Annotated in this window: 16 protein-coding genes; 11 read left to right on the forward strand and 5 right to left on the reverse strand. The window is 66.7% G+C overall.

Going from position 1 to position 16,589, the window contains the following annotated elements; genetic code table 11:
- Window positions 1–48: 48 nt before the first annotated feature.
- The 3 genes from maeA to AAIO73_RS01100 form a co-directional block, all read right to left on the reverse strand.
- The gene (gene maeA / locus AAIO73_RS01090) at window positions 49–1,662 is read right to left on the reverse strand and encodes an NAD-dependent malic enzyme (RefSeq protein ID WP_345875636.1); all 1,614 of its coding nucleotides are present in this window, start codon (window positions 1,660–1,662) and stop codon (window positions 49–51) included.
- Between the two features lie 75 nt (window positions 1,663–1,737).
- Window positions 1,738–3,237 carry an alginate export family protein gene (locus AAIO73_RS01095; RefSeq protein ID WP_526023753.1) on the reverse strand — a complete coding sequence of 500 codons (1,500 nt, stop codon included), beginning with the start codon at window positions 3,235–3,237 and terminating at the stop codon, window positions 1,738–1,740.
- 90 nt (window positions 3,238–3,327) lie between these two features.
- Window positions 3,328–4,668: a dicarboxylate/amino acid:cation symporter gene (locus AAIO73_RS01100; RefSeq protein ID WP_345875638.1), complete on the reverse strand. Its 1,341-nt coding sequence runs from the start codon at window positions 4,666–4,668 to the stop codon at window positions 3,328–3,330.
- Between the two features lie 241 nt (window positions 4,669–4,909).
- Here AAIO73_RS01100 and AAIO73_RS01105 point away from each other — a divergent pair, with 241 nt between their 5' ends.
- Together AAIO73_RS01105 and AAIO73_RS01110 are read left to right on the forward strand one after the other, a co-directional pair.
- On the forward strand, window positions 4,910–6,628 hold the full coding sequence (locus AAIO73_RS01105) for a sensor histidine kinase (protein WP_345875639.1): 1,719 nt from the start codon (window positions 4,910–4,912) through the stop codon (window positions 6,626–6,628).
- Window positions 6,625–7,935 (forward strand): sigma-54-dependent transcriptional regulator, encoded by a 1,311-nt coding sequence (locus AAIO73_RS01110; RefSeq protein WP_345875640.1) that lies wholly within the window; start codon window positions 6,625–6,627, stop codon window positions 7,933–7,935. The genes AAIO73_RS01105 and AAIO73_RS01110 overlap by 4 nt, the downstream gene beginning before the upstream one ends.
- Before the next feature lie 3 nt (window positions 7,936–7,938).
- Here AAIO73_RS01110 and AAIO73_RS01115 read toward each other — a convergent pair whose 3' ends face one another.
- Window positions 7,939–8,679 (reverse strand): Crp/Fnr family transcriptional regulator, encoded by a 741-nt coding sequence (locus tag AAIO73_RS01115; protein WP_345875641.1) that lies wholly within the window; start codon window positions 8,677–8,679, stop codon window positions 7,939–7,941.
- Window positions 8,680–8,820: 141 nt separating this feature from the next.
- On the opposite strand from AAIO73_RS01115, the gene AAIO73_RS01120 reads away from it, so the two are divergent.
- Complete coding sequence (locus AAIO73_RS01120; protein WP_345875642.1) at window positions 8,821–9,786, forward strand: ferritin-like domain-containing protein; 966 nt, start codon at window positions 8,821–8,823, stop codon at window positions 9,784–9,786.
- A gap of 17 nt (window positions 9,787–9,803) precedes the next feature.
- Window positions 9,804–10,817, forward strand: coding sequence for a ferritin-like domain-containing protein (locus tag AAIO73_RS01125; RefSeq protein WP_345875643.1), 1,014 nt, complete (start codon window positions 9,804–9,806; stop codon window positions 10,815–10,817).
- 68 nt (window positions 10,818–10,885) lie between these two features.
- Here AAIO73_RS01125 and AAIO73_RS01130 read toward each other — a convergent pair whose 3' ends face one another.
- On the reverse strand, window positions 10,886–11,653 hold the full coding sequence (locus tag AAIO73_RS01130; RefSeq protein WP_345875644.1) for a Crp/Fnr family transcriptional regulator: 768 nt from the start codon (window positions 11,651–11,653) through the stop codon (window positions 10,886–10,888).
- A 141-nt stretch (window positions 11,654–11,794) separates the two neighbouring features.
- On the opposite strand from AAIO73_RS01130, the gene ccmC reads away from it, so the two are divergent.
- From ccmC to AAIO73_RS01165, 7 genes are read left to right on the forward strand one after another with little or no spacing between them, the layout of a single operon-like run.
- Window positions 11,795–12,520 (forward strand): heme ABC transporter permease CcmC, encoded by a 726-nt coding sequence (ccmC, locus tag AAIO73_RS01135; protein ID WP_345875645.1) that lies wholly within the window; start codon window positions 11,795–11,797, stop codon window positions 12,518–12,520.
- A complete protein-coding gene (ccmD, locus tag AAIO73_RS01140; RefSeq protein WP_156359823.1) occupies window positions 12,517–12,624 on the forward strand; it encodes a heme exporter protein CcmD in 108 nt (35 codons plus the stop codon). The genes ccmC and ccmD overlap by 4 nt, the downstream gene beginning before the upstream one ends.
- Window positions 12,621–13,049: a cytochrome c maturation protein CcmE gene (ccmE, locus tag AAIO73_RS01145; protein WP_345875646.1), complete on the forward strand. Its 429-nt coding sequence runs from the start codon at window positions 12,621–12,623 to the stop codon at window positions 13,047–13,049. The genes ccmD and ccmE overlap by 4 nt, the downstream gene beginning before the upstream one ends.
- Window positions 13,046–14,962 carry a heme lyase CcmF/NrfE family subunit gene (locus tag AAIO73_RS01150; protein ID WP_345875647.1) on the forward strand — a complete coding sequence of 639 codons (1,917 nt, stop codon included), beginning with the start codon at window positions 13,046–13,048 and terminating at the stop codon, window positions 14,960–14,962. Before ccmE ends, AAIO73_RS01150 begins: the two co-directional genes overlap by 4 nt.
- Window positions 14,959–15,483 carry a DsbE family thiol:disulfide interchange protein gene (locus tag AAIO73_RS01155; RefSeq protein WP_345875648.1) on the forward strand — a complete coding sequence of 175 codons (525 nt, stop codon included), beginning with the start codon at window positions 14,959–14,961 and terminating at the stop codon, window positions 15,481–15,483. Before AAIO73_RS01150 ends, AAIO73_RS01155 begins: the two co-directional genes overlap by 4 nt.
- Window positions 15,483–15,887 carry a cytochrome c-type biogenesis protein gene (locus AAIO73_RS01160; protein WP_345876301.1) on the forward strand — a complete coding sequence of 135 codons (405 nt, stop codon included), beginning with the start codon at window positions 15,483–15,485 and terminating at the stop codon, window positions 15,885–15,887. The genes AAIO73_RS01155 and AAIO73_RS01160 overlap by 1 nt, the downstream gene beginning before the upstream one ends.
- On the forward strand, window positions 15,884–16,531 hold the full coding sequence (locus tag AAIO73_RS01165) for a tetratricopeptide repeat protein (protein ID WP_345875649.1): 648 nt from the start codon (window positions 15,884–15,886) through the stop codon (window positions 16,529–16,531). Before AAIO73_RS01160 ends, AAIO73_RS01165 begins: the two co-directional genes overlap by 4 nt.
- The last annotated feature ends 58 nt before the right edge of the window (window positions 16,532–16,589 follow it).

Here is a 16,589-nt window from a genome sequence, read left to right on the forward strand (position 1 = left end):
ATCGACAGCAAAGCGAAAGCCGATCGGAGCGGCAGGGTTCCGCGGTGGTCAGTAGGTTGGTGTCCACATCTGGGTCGCGATGCCCTCCCGGTCGGTCACCGCATCGGGCGCTGCGACGCCGTCCGCGACCGCCTGCGCTGCCACGACCACGGCGATGTCGAGGGCTACGTCGCGCAGTCGTTCGATCGGCGGCAACAGCATGTCCTCGCCCCCCATGGCGCCCAGCGCCCGTGCGGCGGCCATGAACATGCCATCGGTGATCTTCGTCGCGCCCGCCGCCAATGCGCCCAACCCGACGCCCGGAAAGATATAGACATTGTTGACCTGGGTCACGCCGGCCACGCCGAACGGGCTGCCAGTGCCGATCAGCGCGCGACCCGCGCTCCAGCGGTGCAGATCGTCGGGATGCGCCTCGGCCCGCGACACCGGGTTGGACAGCGGGAAGATGACCGGCCGCTCGACTGCCTGTGCCATGGTGCGGATTACCGCTTCGCCGAACGCACCATGCTGGCCCGATGCGCCGATCAGCACGGTCGGATGGACATTGGCGACGGTGTCAAACAGGTCGATCGCCCCGTGTGCGGTCCGCGTCCACGCCGCCACGTCGTCGGGATCGCGCGCGAGTTCGGCCTGTGCCGGCGACAATCCGTCCATGTCCGACAGGATCAGCCCGTCGCGATCGACCGCCCAGATCCGGCTGCGTGCGGCGGCTTCGTCCAACCCCTCGGCCTGCAACGCCTGCAGCAGCATGTCGGCGATGCCGCACCCGGCCGCGCCGGCCCCGAACAGCAGGATGCGTTGCTCGGTCAGGGCCACGCCGGTCCGCTCGATCGCCGACAGCAGCGTACCGACGGCGGTCGCCGCGGTGCCCTGAATATCGTCGTTGAAGCTGAGCAACCGGTCGCGATAGCGCTCGAGCAGCTTGTACGCGTTCTGCCCGGCAAAATCCTCCCATTGCAGCAGCACGCCGGGGAAGCGATCGGCGACGGCGGTCACGAAATCCTCGACGAACGCATCATATTCCGCGCCGCGGATGCGCGGATTGCGCCACCCTACATAAAGCGGATCGTCGCGCCGCGCGGCATTGTCGGTACCGACGTCGAGCAGGATTGGCAGCACTTCCGCCGGATGAATGCCGGCGCATGCCGTGTAGAGCGCCAGCTTGCCGATCGGGATGCCCATGCCGCCTGCGCCCTGATCGCCTAGACCGAGGATGCGCTCGCCATCGCTGACCACGATCACCTTCACCCGGTCGAGCGCCGGGTCGGCGAGGATGTCGGCGATGCGGTGGCGGTTCGGCCATGACAGGAACAGGCCGCGCGGCCGGCGCCAGATGTCGCTGAACCGTTCACACCCCTCGCCGACGGTCGGCGTGTAGACCAGTGGGAGCATCGCCGGCAGATCGCGCTGGACCAGCGCGTGGAACAGGATCTCGTTCGAATCCTGCAATTCGCGCAGGAAGGAATAGCGGTGAAAATCGTCGGGCATACCCGCCAGCGCCCGCCGCCGCCGCTCGATCTGGCTGTCGAGCGTGCCGACATGCGGCGGCAACAGCCCGTGCAACCCGAACAGGTCGCGCTCGGCTTCGGTGAAGGCGGTGCCCTTGTTGGTCAGCGGATCGGCGAGCAGCGCGCGAGCGGCGGCATGGGCGGCGGGGGACATGGACGAGCCCTTCGGAATCGGAAACAAAGAAACGCCCCGGCGGGTGACCGTCGGGGCGCGAGTTCGCTTAAGGAACTAGAAGCGGAAGCTGATCCAGCCTGCCACGAAGTCCGAACTCCGGTACCCCGCATCGGTCAGCGCCGGTCCGGCGATCAGATGCTCGTAGCGCGCGGTCAGGCTGACCCGCGGGCTGAGCGGATAGATCGCCTGGAAGCGGATCGTGTCGGCTATCTTGCGCGAATTGCCCAGCTGCGTGCCGGCAAAGGCCTGTCCGTTGGCGCGGTACACCGCGTCGTTCAGGCTGTCGCGCAACGACAGCTGATATTCGGCGGCGACCCGCAGTTTCGACGTCGGCTGCAACTGCACGCTGGGCGCGAACGCGATCATGTTGGTCGGCGTCGCATACAGCTGATAGCTATAATAGATGTTGTTGCCGAACGGCGCGAGCGAAGTCTTGAGCGTGCCGTTGCCATAGGAGCCGCCGCCGCTGGCATAATCGAAGTGGAAACCGACGCGCGGCGCGGTCTTCGACTTGCCGACCTTGTACATCTGTTGCAGCAGCACCAGCCAGGCCGAGATCGGGCGATTGTCGAACTCGCCGCCCTGATAGTTGACCGTCCAGTCGAGATTGACCGGCCCGGTGTCGCCATAGAGATGCAGGCCGTAGAATTTGCGGACTTCCTCCGCGGTGCGACCGCCCCAAACCGCGTTGCTGTTGCGCAGCCGCCAGACGAACGGATCGAAATACAGGTTCGATCCGCCGAGGAAGGTCTTGGGCAGCACGAAGCCGACGGTCGCCCCCGAAAAACGACGATTGTCGTCGACGATATCGTCGCGCGTGCCACCGACGCCAAGCCGCGTCGTCTTGAAATCGAACACGTCGCCGCGGATCGCGTCGCCCTTCGCCCACGCGCGGACGCCATTATAGACGAAGAAGATCGTATTGTTGTCGCGCGGCACGACCATCAGGTTCGGGCCGTCGGCAAAGGTCTGCCGACCATAGCGCACCCCCAGATCGACGCCGCCGATGGTGCCGGTCACGTCGGCGAAGCTCTGCTGCACGACCAGGTCGTTGTGCAACTGTCCGGCCTTCGCGCCGAGGTTGCGGCCCGACATGCCGGCATGCGCCAGTTCGCCATACAGGCGGACATGCTCGCCCAGATGCAGGTCGGCACCGCCGACGACGCGGAAAATATCCTGCCGCTGCGCTTCGCGATCGCGCAGATTCGGATTGGTGGTCAGGTTGACGCGGGCGCGGAACTCGCCCGACAGCGTCAGATAGACGTCGTCCCCGCCGATCGGGATGTATTTCAGGTTGTCGAGAATGTCGTCGCGCTTCTTCGGATCGCGAAACTTCGTCCAGTCCTCGGCCCAGCGCGACTGGTTGTAGCCACCGGCGGTCACGCCGTCGCCGACACCGGCGGTCGGATATTCCTGCGCGACCGGGCGTGCATTGCCGCGATCGGCGACCTGACCCGCGGCCGTTACGGTCGGTTCGGGGGCGGGGGCTTCGCCAGCCCACGCAGCGGCGGGGACCATCAGGGCGGCGGTGGTGCAGCAGAGCCGCAGGAACATGTTCATCAAAATCTCTCCGGTGCCTCGCGGGGCAGAAAACCGAATGCCGGTGCGGGTCGTTACCCCTGCACCGGCATCCCCCTTGGTCGATTATTCGGCGGGAACGGCGCCTTCGGGCATCTCATCGACCCGCACGCTGCGACCGGCCAATGCCTCGTCGAACTGATGCTTGTTGAGCTTGCCTTCCCATTTTGCGACGACAACGGTTGCTACCGCGTTACCGATGAAGTTCGTCAGGCTGCGGCACTCGCTCATGAAGCGATCGACGCCGAGGATCAGCGCCATGCCGGCGACCGGGACGGTCGGCACGATCGACAGCGTCGCGGCAAGGGTAATGAAGCCCGCACCGGTGACGCCCGCCGCGCCCTTCGACGACAGCATCGCGACGGCGAGGAGCAGCAGCTGCTGGCCGATCGTCAGGTCGACGTTGCAGGCCTGCGCGATGAACAGGGCCGCCAGGGTCATGTAGATGTTGGTACCGTCGAGGTTGAACGAATAGCCGGTCGGGACGACGAGGCCGACGATCGACTTCGGGATGCCCGCGCGCTCCATCTTCTCGATCAGCGAGGGCAGGGCGCTTTCCGACGACGAGGTGCCGAGCACCAGCAGCAGTTCGGCCTTAAGATACGAGATCAGCTTGAAGATCGAGAAGCCGCAGAACTGTGCGACTGCGCCCAGCACGACGATCACGAAGATCAGCGCGGTGAGATAGAAGGTGCCGACCAGTGCCGCGAGGCTGAACAGCGTGCCGATGCCGTATTTGCCGATGGTGAACGCCATCGCGCCGAACGCACCGATCGGGGCGGCCTTCATCAGGATCGCCACGACCTTGAAAAAGGCGATCGAGATTTCGTTCAGCCCGTCGAGGACGCGTTCGCCCTTGTCGCCGATCATCGCGAGGCCGATGCCGAACAGGATCGCGACGAACAGCGTCTGGAGGATGTTGCCCTCGGTCAGCGCCGAGATGAACGTGTCCGGAATGATCCCCATCAGGAACCCGGTGATGGTCGTATCGTGCGCCTTTTCGGCATATTCGGTGACCTTCGACGTATCGAGCGTCGAGGGATCGATGTTCAGCCCGGCGCCCGGCTGCACGAGGTTGCCGACGATCAGGCCGACGATCAGCGCTAGGGTCGAGAAAAACAGGAAATAGGCGAACGCCTTGCCCGCGACGCGGCCGACGCTGGCTAGGTCGCGCATGCCCGCGATGCCGGTCACGATCGTCAGAAAGATCACCGGAGCGATGATCATCTTGACGAGCTTGATGAACGCGTCGCCGAGCGGTTTCAGCGCTTCGCCGGTCTGCGGATAGAAATGGCCGAGCAGCACGCCGCATACGATGGCGACCAGCACCTGTACGTAGAGATGCGCATACCACGGCTTGGCTGCCGGCGGAACCGGCGGGTGGGCGGAATGACCAGTGATTATCATGTGACGACCTTTCATCCTCTGGTGCGCCCGACCCTGCTCTTCCCTGGCGGTTGGCGCGACCGGGATGGTTTAGCGAATTGCAATCAAGGTTGTCTTTCACGCAATCCAAACTGGTAATGGTAGCAAATACAAAGACATAAGCGGAGAGTGAGCAGCAACTTGCGCCATTTTCCGCCACCAGTCCTGCTAGAAAGTGCAACTTCTTGCACAAAAGCCTTCTGGTTCGTAAAGCTGCTTGCCGATGCGGGCGGGACTCAGATCGACATGGCTGCGGTGGGTGTTCGGGGCGCTGCTCCTGAGTGCCCTTGCCGCCGCTCTGGTCGGCCGGGTGGCCGAACGCCGCGCCCGTGCCGACCTTGTCGCGTCGCTGGAGGCCGATGCCCGACTGCGGCAGGTATTGCTCGCCAGCGAGATCGCCCGGTTCCGGCTGCTGCCAGTGGCATTGGCCGACGATCGCGACGTGGTTGCCGCGGTGCGCGGAGTCGACGGCGCGGCGCAGGCGCTGAACGTCAAGCTCAGCGCGCTCGCCACCTCGACCGGAGCGTCGGTCATCTACGTCATCGGGCGCGACGGACGGGCGGTGTCGGCAAGCAACTGGGCCGATCGGCAAAGCTTCGTGGGCAAGGATTACACGTTCCGTCGCTATTACCGGGACGCGATGCGGGCGGGATCGGGGATGCAGTTCGCGCTCGGCACCGTCAGCCACCGGCCCGGCCTGTATCTCAGCCGCCGGACGGCGGAGGGCGGCGTGCTGATCGTGAAGCTCGAATTTGACGGGATCGAGCAGGAATGGCGCGCGGCGGGCGGACTGACCTTCGTCACCGACCGGGCAGGGGTGGTGCTGATCTCCAGCCGTCCGCAATGGCGCTTCGCAGCGACGCTGCCGATCGCGCCGGCGATCGCCGCCGCCGTGCGCGCCGACAGCGGGGCCGCATCGCTACGCCCGCGACCGTTCGCTATGGTCGGCGATGCGATCCGGTTGAACGGCGAACGGCGGTTGTTGCAGCATGTCCAGACCGAACCCGATGCGGCCGGCTGGCGCGTCCATCTCGCCATGCCGCTGCAACCGGCGGTCGGCGGCGTCGTGCGCGGCAGCGCGATCGCCGCCGCGATCGCGACCCTTGCGCTGCTTGCCATGGTGTGGGGCCTGCGCGAACGGTCGCGCCGCCGGGCGATCCGGACCAGCGAGCTCGAGGCCGCCGTCGCCGATCGTACCCGCCTGCTGCGCGACGAAATGGAGGAACGCGCCGCTGCCGAGGCGCGCGCCGCCGAATTGCGCGAAGGGTTGCGACAGGCCAATCGCCTCGCCGCGCTCGGACAGATCACCGCCAGCGTCGCGCACGAAACCGCGCAGCCGGTCGCCGCCATCCGCAATTATGTCGCCGCCGCCCGCCAGTTGCTGGCGCGCGGCGACACGCGGCAGGTCGACGACAATCTCGGCGCGATCGCCCGGCTGACCGACCGCATCGGCCTCGTTACCGCCGAGCTGCGCGGTTTCGCGCGCAAGGGCAGCGGCACGATCGGTCCGGTGCCGCTGGCCGATATCGTCGATGGGGCGCGCCTTATCCTGAAGGAACGGCTGTCGGAGGTCGACTTCTCCGCACCTCCCATTCCCCCCGACCTGTTGGTTGTCGCAGGACGGGTCCGGCTGGAACAGGTGCTGGTCAATCTGCTGCAGAACGCACTGGAGGCGCTGGACGGCCGCCCCGATCCGGCGATTGCGGTCGAGGTGCGCGTCGATGGCGACATCGTCTCGCTGGTGGTCGCCGATAACGGGCCGGGCATCGATCCGACGGTCGCCGAACGCATGTTCACGCCGTTCGTCACCAGCCGTCCGAACGGGCTCGGCCTCGGGCTGGTGATCGCGCAGGACATCATGACCGACCTCGGCGGTACGCTGCGCCTTCTGCCCTCGGAACGCGGGGCGCGCTTCGAAGCGAAGCTGTTGCGGGCGTCATGACCGACGCGAGCGCGATCAGGGGGCGGGTGGCGCTGGTGGAGGACGATCCCGACCTGCGCGCCTCGACCCAGCAATTGCTGACGCTGGCGGGGTTCGATGTTGTGCCCTTCGTCGCGGCACAGCCTGCGCTGCTGGCGATCGATGCCGATTTTGACGGCATCGTCGTTACCGACGTGCGCATGCCGCATATCTCGGGGATCGAACTGTTCCGAACCTTACGCGAACGCGATCCGACGCTGCCGGTCGTGCTGGTCACCGGCCATGCCGATGTCGAGATGGCGGTCGATGCCTTGAAGGCCGGCGCATGGGATTTCCTGTCCAAGCCGTTCGATCCCGACGCGCTGGTCGCGGCGGTCACCCGTGCCGTCGCCGCACGCGCACTGGCGCTCGACAATCGGCGGCTGCGGGCGCAGGCGGCGGGCGGCGAACAGGTCGCGCTGATCGGCCGCTCGCCAGCGATCCTCCGCCTGCGCGAGATGATCCCGGTGCTCGCCGACACCGATATCGACCTGCTGATCGAGGGGGAGACCGGCACCGGCAAGGAATTGCTGGCACGATCGATTCACCGTGCTGGCCGCCGTGCCCGGCATCGTTTCGTCGCGGTCGCCTGTGCTGCGCTTCCCGGGCCGGCGATCGAGGACGAATTGTTCGCGACGGTCGGCGATCGCGGCATCGTCGGGGCGCAGCGCGGCACGCTGTTCCTCGACGATATCGACCAGGCGCCTCGCGCGCTGCAGGGGCGGCTGACCCAGGTGATCGAGGACCGCGCGATCCGCGGCCCGCGCGACGCCGTACCGGTCGACATCCGCGTCATCGCGACCGCGGCAGAGGAAGCGCAGCGCGCCCCCGACGCGATCGCCCCGGCGCTGCTGTACCGGCTGGCGGCGGTGCGGCTGCGCATTCCGCCGCTGCGCGAACGGCGCGAGGACGTGCCGCTGCTGTTCGCGCATCTGGTCGATGCCTCGGCGGCGCGACTGCGGCGCGAGGTGCCGTCGCTGACGCACGAGGCGCGCGACCTGCTCGCGCATCACGACTGGCCGGGCAATGTCCGCGAACTGGCGCATTTCGCCGACCGCTTCGTGCTCGGGCTCGACGGCAGCGGCAGCATGGCGGTGGCCGACGATGCCAGCCGCCCGCTCCCCGAACGCATCGCCGCGTTCGAGCGCGAGGCGATCCTGGCGGCGATCGCCGCGACCGGCGGCGAGATTGGCGCAGCGATCGATTGCCTCGGCATCCCGCGCAAAACCTTCTATTACAAGGTGCAGCGGCTCGGCATCGATCTGAAGACGGTGCGCGGCCAGCCCTGACGATCAGCGCGGCGTTTCGAGTGCCAGTCCGTCACCGGCGACATAGGCCAGACCCGCGCGCGCTTCCAGTGCCGCGCGGTCGCGCATCGTAATCCGCCCGCGCGAACACCGCACCATATGCTCACCTTCGAGGATATGGAGGCAGTCGGTGACCGTCGCCCGGCGCAGGTTCAGCGTTGCTGCGATCGATGCATGCGTCACCGACATCGTGTCGCCGTCGATTCGGTCGTCGATCATCAGCAGCAGCCGGGCAATGCGTCGTTCGGGCACGTCGCGCAGCGCCGATGCCAATGTCCGCGCCATCTGCATCGTGAAACGCTGGGCAAAGGTCAGCACCGCCTTCAGAAGCGCCGGATCCTCATCGGCCGCGTCGACCACGGCCGAAGCGGGGATTTCTATCGCGCTGCCCGCCTGGATATGGACGCGTGCGGTGAACGGCGTCGGCTGATCGCTGAACATGCGCGACCAACCGACGACACCGTCGCGGCCGATCATGCCGACATCCTGCGACGATCCGCCCGTCGATACCGACAGCATCGCCGGCGCGCCTTCGGGAAAGACCAGTCGATCGATGGGTTCGCCGGCCCGGGTTAGCACGTCGCCCGTATTCAATTCGATCCGGGTCGCCGCCATCGCCAGTCGTCGTCGCGTTTCCGCGCGTAGCGACCCGATCAGTCGGTTGTCCGTCGTCGGCAGAAAACTGCCGTTATCGGGCGAAATGTCTGTTTGCACTACGAACGCCATTTGCCGACCTTTTGCCTGCAAGATTTTTTGCAATCCAGTCATCGGCCCTGCCTTGTACGGAACCGTACGTCCGGTTTTGCCATGCATCTTTAGTCGGACCGGCGTCGTTCCATCGCAAGAACGATGCAGGGAGACGGTGCCATGACCGATCAGACGTTGTTGACGGAGGCGTTCGAAGCACGCGCCAAACGCCGCGAGGACCGGCGAGACTTCTTTCGGATGCTGGGGGGAGCGGCCGCGATCGGCGGTGCCGTGATCTTCGCCTCGGAATCGAACGAAGCGATCGCGCAGTCGGCGCCGAGCGACGCGGACGTGCTTAATTTCGCGCTGAACCTCGAATATCTCGAAGCGCAATTCTACTATTTCGCCGCGTTCGGCACCGGCCTGCCCAGTTCGCTGCTGACCGGTACTGGTGCGCAGGGCGCGGTGACTGGTGGACGCCAGGTGACCTTCACCGACCCGGTCGTCGCGCAATATGCGCGGGAGATCGCCGCCGACGAACGCGCGCATGTCGAATTCCTCCGCGCGGGCCTCGGCACCAGCGCCGTTGCCCAGCCGGCGATCGACATCAGCGCCTCGGCGACCGGCGCCTTTTCGAACGCCGCGCGCGCTGCGGGGCTGATCGGTGCGGGGGCGAGCTTCGATCCCTATGCCAGCGACGAGAATTTCCTGCTCGGCGCGTACATCTTCGAGGATGTCGGCGTGACCGCGTATAAGGGTGCAGCGCCGCTGCTCTCCAGCAAGGTGTTCCTCGAAGCTGCCGCCGGCATTCTCGCTGTCGAGGCGTATCACGCCGCGATCGTCCGGACGACGCTCTATGCCAAGGGGATAGAGACGCCTTCGTCGCAGCTGATCGCCGCCAGCGACGCGATCTCGAATGCGCGCGACAGCCTCGACGGCACGACCGATCTCGATCAGGGGCTGACGCCGCTCGCCAGCAATCCGAACGCCAGCAACATCGTGCCCCTCGACAGCGACGGCATCGCCTTCAGCCGTTCGACCGGACAGGTGCTGAACATCGTGTACCTGAACAACACCCAGGTCAGCGGCGGCGGCTTCTTCCCCAATGGGGTGAACGGCACCATCCGCGTCAGCGGCGCGAACTGAGCCAGGGAGACAGTATCATGACCAACGATCCGATTCTTCAGGTGCTCGAAGCCTGCGACGAACGCCGCAACGCCCGGCGCGAATTCATGCGCTATGCCGGTGGTGCCGCGATGGCGACTGCCGGTGCTTCGCTGCTCGCCGCGTGCAGCGACAGCGGCGGCGGCCCGATCAACGGTGGCACTCCGACGCCCACGCCTACGCCCACCCCGACTCCGACCAGCGCGATCAGCGACGCCGACGTGCTGAACTTCGCGCTGAACCTCGAATATCTCGAAGCGCAGTTCTACTCCTTCGCCGCGCTCGGTACCGGCCTGCCCAACAGCAGCCTGTCGGGTACCGGTAATCAGGGCGCGGTGACCGGCGGCCGGCAGGTGACCTTCACCGATCCGCTCGTCGCCCGCTATGCCCGTGAGATCGCCGCGGACGAGATTGCGCACGTCAACTTCCTGCGCCGCGCACTTGGTTCGGCGGCAGTTGCGCAACCGGCGATCGATATCGGCGTGACCGCGACCAGCGCCTTCTCGAACGCGGCGCGCGCGGCGGGATTGATCGGGGCCGGTGCCGCCTTCGACGTCTATGCCAGCGACGAGAATTTCCTGCTCGGCGCCTATATCTTCGAAGATGTCGGCGTGACGGCGTACAAGGGTGCGGTCGGCTTCATCTCGAACAAGACGTTCCTCGAAGCCGCAGCCGGCATCCACGCGGCGGAAGCCTATCATGCCGGGCTGGTCCGCACGGTTCTGTATCGCAAGGGCGTCGCCACCCCGGCGCTGATCGATGCGGCGGATGCGATCTCGAACGCGCGCGACAGTCTCGATGGCAGCACCGATCTCGACCAGGGCATTCGCGCCACCAGCAGCGGTTCTGTCCTCGTGTCGAACATCGTCCCTGCCGACAATATGGGCATCGCCTTCAGCCGCACGCCGGGTCAGGTGTTGAACATCGTCTACCTGAATAACACCGCCCAAACCGCCGGCGGCTTCTTCCCGAACGGCGTCAACGGCACAATCCGCCAGAGCGCGTCTAGCTAATCCCAGCCCCCTGGGGTTTTCGGGCCGCTCCGTTTCGGGGCGGCCCTTTTTTTGGCCGCATTTCTCGCTCAGATCTGAAGGGTGCGCACCAGCCGTTCATAGGCCGCTTCGGCGGAGCCATAGGTATCAGCGGCCAGCGCCAGCAGCTTTTCCCGCTCGCGCACGATCACCCGCCCTCGAACCGACCGGATCGCGTGCTGTTCCTCCAGCCGGTGCAGCGCGTCGGTGATGCTGCTGCGCCGCACGCCCAGCATGATGCGAAATTCCTCGTGCGTCATGGTGATCTCGTCGCCGCGCACGCGGTCGTGATACAGCAATATCCACCGCGCCAGCCGCCGCTCGACCGAATGGCCAAGCGCCGATACGACGGTCCGCCCCACCTGGATCATGAACACCTCGATGAAGCGCAGCAGCGCGCGGCGCAACGTATCGCTCTGTTCCGCCGCGGCGATCACCCGCTCGACCGGGATGCGCAGTGCGGTGCCGGCTTCGGCGCGCAGGATGGTGGCATAGGGAGACCGGTCGTCGCCCAGCAGCACCGGCCAGCCCAGATACCCCTCGTTACCGATCAGCCCGACTGCATGCAGCCGCTCGCCCTCGATCGTATCGAGCAGCGCGGCGATGCCCGAATCTAGGAAGGTCAGATAGTCGATCCGCCCGCCCGCCGGCACGATGACCTCGCCCACCGCAATCGACACCCGTTCGAAGTGCGGCGAGAGCAACGCGAAGTCGGCATCGCTCAAATTGGCTAGAAACAGATTGGCCGACATGCGCCGGCCGGCGGGTGCTGTAGCGGTCCGGTTCGCAAATCCGGTATGGTCGTGCTGCAAACTCATGATTGCTCCCGTACAAACCAGCCTGTCATGGGTCCAAGTCCCTAGCGTACCAACGGTAATCTATCGTTACGGTTGCGGACGGCGATACGACGTCGATGCGCATTGCCGTTTGCGCCCGGCTTGCATAGACAGGGCGCGACCGTGCCCAGCATCCATGCCCTTGCCAATCCCCGTCGATTTCTGTCGATCGCGCGACCGCTTACCCCGTTGCTGGTATGGGGCGGCCTCACGCTGTTCCTGTTCGGTTGCTGGGCTGGCCTGACCCGGACGCCGGCGGACTATCTGCAGGGCGAGAGCGTCCGCATCCTTTACGTCCATGTCCCCGCCGCCTGGCTCGGTATGGGGGGCTGGTCGAGCCTTGCCGTCGCCAGCATCGTCTATCTGGTATGGCGGCATCCGCTGGCGGCGGTCGCAGCACGGGCGATCGCGCTGCCCGGTGCGGTCTTCGCCGGCATCTGCCTTGCGACCGGATCGATCTGGGGTCGCCCGACCTGGGGCACATGGTGGCAATGGGACGGGCGGCTTACCTCGATGCTGCTGCTGTTCTTCGTCTATCTCGCCTATCTGGCACTGGCGCGCGCCGATGCCGAGCGTGACGGCGACGGGCGGATTCCGGCATTGTTCGGCATTGCCGGCACTGCATTGCTGCCGGTCATCCGCTATTCGGTGTTGTGGTGGTACACGCTGCATCAGGGGCCGAGCATCACGCTGACCAAATCGACTATCGATCCGTCGATCCTGTGGCCGCTGGGTTTCACCGCCGGCGGTGCCAGCCTGTTGTTCGGCGGCATCGTGCTGATGCGGATGCGCGCCGATCTCGCGCGGATCAAGGCGGAGGCGCGGATGCGTCGCCGGGCCGCCACATGAACCATTGGCCGTTCATCCTCGCCGCCTATGGTCTGACCATCGGTGCGATCGTCGCGCTGATCCTGTTCGCATGGGTGGCGATGCGCCGCGCGGAGCGGGGATGAGTCCGAAACGGCAACGCATGACGCTGGCATTGCTGGCGGTGGTCGCGATCGTCGGCGCGGTGCTGCTGGCGATGTCGGCACTGAGCGACGAGGCGGCATTCTTCTACGCACCCGCCGATGCCGCCTCGGCCCCGGTCGACAAGCCGGTGCGGCTGGGTGGCATGGTCGCGCCCGGTTCGGTGAAGCGCATGTCCGATGGTGTGACGATCGCCTTCACCGTTACCGATGGCAAGGCGACCGTGCCGGTCCGTTTCTCCGGCATCGTCCCCGACCTGTTCCGCGAAAATTCGGGCGTTGTCGCCGAAGGGAAGTTCGTGGCCGGCGGCGGCTTCGTCGCCGACAATCTGCTCGCCAAGCATGACGAACGCTACATGCCGCCGCAGGTCGCCGGAAAGATGCACAAGAGCGAAAGCATCGCGCAGTGATTGCCGAAGCCGGTCTGGCGGCGCTGTGGCTCGCGGCGGCAATGGCGTTGCTGCAACTGGCGATGGCGGCGATCGCGCTGTCGTCGCGTGCGGCGGAACCGCCGCAGATCGTCCGCGACCTGCTCGCCGCGGTCCGGCCGGTTGCGGTGGCGCAGGGGCTGCTTGCGCTGGGTGCCTTTGCCGCGCTGGTTGCCTTGTTCGCGCGGACCGACCTGTCGGTGCTGCTGGTCGCCGAAAACAGCCACAGTGCCAAGCCGATGCTGTACAAGGTCGCGGCGACGTGGGGCAATCACGAAGGGTCGATGCTGCTCTGGGTCACCGTGCTGGCGGTGGCGGGCGGGGCGATCGCGTTGTTCGAACGGCTGCTGGCTGCGCGCACCCATGTTGCGACGCTGGCGGCGCAGGCTGCCATCGCGGCGGGGTTCTACGCTTTCCTGCTGTTCGCCTCGAATCCCTTTGCCCGCTTGTCGCCGGTACCGCTCGATGGTCTCGGTCTGAACCCGCTGTTGCAGGACCCCGGTCTCGCCTTCCATCCGCCCACCCTGTATCTCGGTTATGTCGGCCTGTCGGTGGCGTTTTCCTTCGCCGTCGGCGCATTGGTCACCCGCGATGTCGGTCGCGACTTCGCGCGGGCGATGCGGCCATGGGTGCTCGGCGCATGGATCTTCCTGACGATCGGCATCACTGCGGGCAGTTACTGGGCCTATTATGAACTGGGCTGGGGTGGCTGGTGGTTCTGGGACCCGGTCGAAAACGCGTCGATTATGCCGTGGCTGGCGGCGACCGCGCTGCTGCATTCGGTGACGGTGCTGGCGACCCGCGATGGTCTCCGCGCGTGGACGATCATGCTGTCGGTCGTTGCATTTTCGATGTCGATGGTCGGCACTTTCCTAGTCCGCTCGGGCATCCTGACCAGCGTCCATGCCTTCGCCGTCGATCCGACGCGCGGCAGCTTCATCCTCGCGCTGCTGATCCTCTATATCGGCGGAGCGCTCGCGCTGTTCGCCTTCCGCGTCGGCACGGTCCGGCAGGGGGCGTTGTTCGAACCGGTCAGCCGCGAAGGCGGGCTGGTGCTCAACAACCTGTTGCTGTCGGTCATTCTCGGCATCGTCCTGATCGGCACGCTCTATCCGCTGCTGGCCGAGGCGTTCGGCGTGCAATTGTCGGTCGGCCCGCCCTTCTTCAGCCGTGCCGCCGGGCCGATCGCATTGCTGCTGGTCGCCGGCATGGCGGTCGGGCCGTTGCTGCGCTGGCGGCGTGATCGGGGCAGGGCGGTCGCCCGGCGGATCGCGGTGCCGGCGGCGGTGACGCTGATTGTTTTCGTCGCGCTGCTGTTCACCGATGCTGGGTTGATGCCGCTCCTCGGCCTGTCGCTCGCCGCCGGGCTGGCGGTCGCCAGCGTCCTGCCGCTGGTCGGACGCAGTCCGTGGCGCACGCCGCTGCCGATCTGGGGCATGGTCGTCGCGCATCTCGGCATCGCCGTCAGCCTCGCCGGCATGGCCAGCGACAGCGCCTTCACCGCCGAACGCCTCGTCGCCGCCGCACCGGGAGAGGTGAACCGCGTCGGTCCGTTCGCGATCCGCTTCGAAGGGATCAAGCCCGTCGTCGGCGACAATTGGTCGGCGGTGCAGGGGCGGCTGATCGTCACCCGCGACGGCGGCGTGTCGTTCCTGTTGCGCCCCGAACAGCGCTTCTTCGCCAACCCCCCGACCGAAACCAGCGAAGCCGCGCTCGCGACCTTCTGGGACGGACAGCTCTACGCCGTGCTCGGCCGCGACGATCATGGCGGGCGGCGGCAGTTGCGGCTGTGGTGGAAACCGTTCGTGACGCTGATCTGGGCCGGGGGCGGGCTGATCGCGCTCGGCGGGTTCGTGTCGCTGGTCGGCCGCGTCCGGCGGCGGAGGGCGCGGTGAAGCGGCGTCTGCTCTGGGTGCCGCTGCTGGCGTTCGTCGCCGTCGCGGCCCTGTTCGCATGGATGTTGTCGCAAGAGCCCGACCGGCAGGTCCGCTCGCGCCTGATCGGCCAGCCGCTGCCGGCCTTCACCCTCGCCCCCGCCGTCCCGACCAAGCCGGGCCTGACCACCGCCGCCTTCCGCACCGGCCAGCCACGCCTGCTCAACGTCTTCGGTAGCTGGTGCGTCCCCTGCGCCGCCGAAGCCCCGCAACTCGCCAAACTGGCCAAGGCTGGCGCGAAGATCGATGCGATCGCGATCCGCGACACACCCGACAAGGTCGCCGCCTTTCTGAACGACTATGGCGATCCCTATGCCGCGATCGGCGACGACCGGAACAGCTCGGTGCAACTGGCACTCGGATCGTCAGGCGTGCCCGAAACCTTCGTGATCGACGGGCAGGGCCGCATCGCCCACCAGCATATCGGCGCGATCCGCGACGAGGATGTGCCGGTCCTGCTCGCCAAGCTGAAGGGCGCATGATGAAGCTCCTTCTCCCTGTCGCGCTGCTGCTCGCCGGCCCCGCATCGGCGCAATCCAACGTGCCGCCGCCCGCACTCGCCGACACGCAGCTCCCTGATCCCGCGCAGGAACGATCGGCGAAGGCGCTGATGGAAACGCTGCGCTGCCTCGTCTGCCAGAGCCAGTCGATCGCCGACAGCGATGCCGACATGGCGGCGGATATGCGCGCGCTGGTTCGGCAACGCATCGCGGCGGGAGAGCGCCCCGATCAGGTCCGCGACTGGCTGATCCAGCGCTATGGCGATTATGTCAGCTACGACCCACCCTTCTCGCCGGCCAGCATCCTGCTCTGGGCAACGCCGCTGCTGCTGCTAGGCATCGGCGTCGTCCTAGCACGGCGCAGCCTGAAGCGGAGACGGCGATGAACGGGTGGCTGATCCTGACGGCGCTACTGGTCGCCACCTTCGCTCTGCTGGTCGTCGCGCGCGTTTCGAAACCGCTTTGGGGGTTCGTCGGCGCGGCACTGATGCTGGGCGCAGCCGGCTATGCATGGCAGGGCAGCCCCGAGCTACCCGGCACGCCGCGCGCCGCGCAGCGCGAGACCGAACCGGTCGATATCGCCGCCGACGATCTGCGCGACGCAATCTGGGGCCGCTTCACCTACGACTATGCCTATGCCGTCGCCGCCGACGGCCTCGCCCGCGCCGGCGCGACGCAGGCGGCGGTGAACGCTGTACTGGGCGGGCTACAGGGTAATCCGCAAAGCGCACGGCTTTGGACCCGGCTCGGCACTGCAATCCTCGCGCATGATGGCGGCCGCGTCCTGTCCCCCGCCGCTAAACTTGCCTTCGCACAGGGCATCGCCAATGCGCCGGACCATCCGGGACCGTACTTCTATTACGGCATGGCACTGATCCAGACCGGCGACCTGCCCGGTGCGAAGCGGGCTTGGCTGGAAGCGCTGAAGCGTTCGCGGCCCAATGCGCCCTACCGTGTCGATCTCGCCACCCGGCTGGTGTTGCTCGATCGGTTGATGGCGATGGGGTCAGCCCAACCAGCACAGCGATAGACTGCTATTTTTACCCGATCCGCTCGTCCCGAGTAGCCATTGAGCTCGTCGAAATGGC

Source organism: Sphingomonas epibiotica, from assembly GCF_039615155.1.
Lineage (GTDB): Bacteria > Pseudomonadota > Alphaproteobacteria > Sphingomonadales > Sphingomonadaceae > Sphingomonas.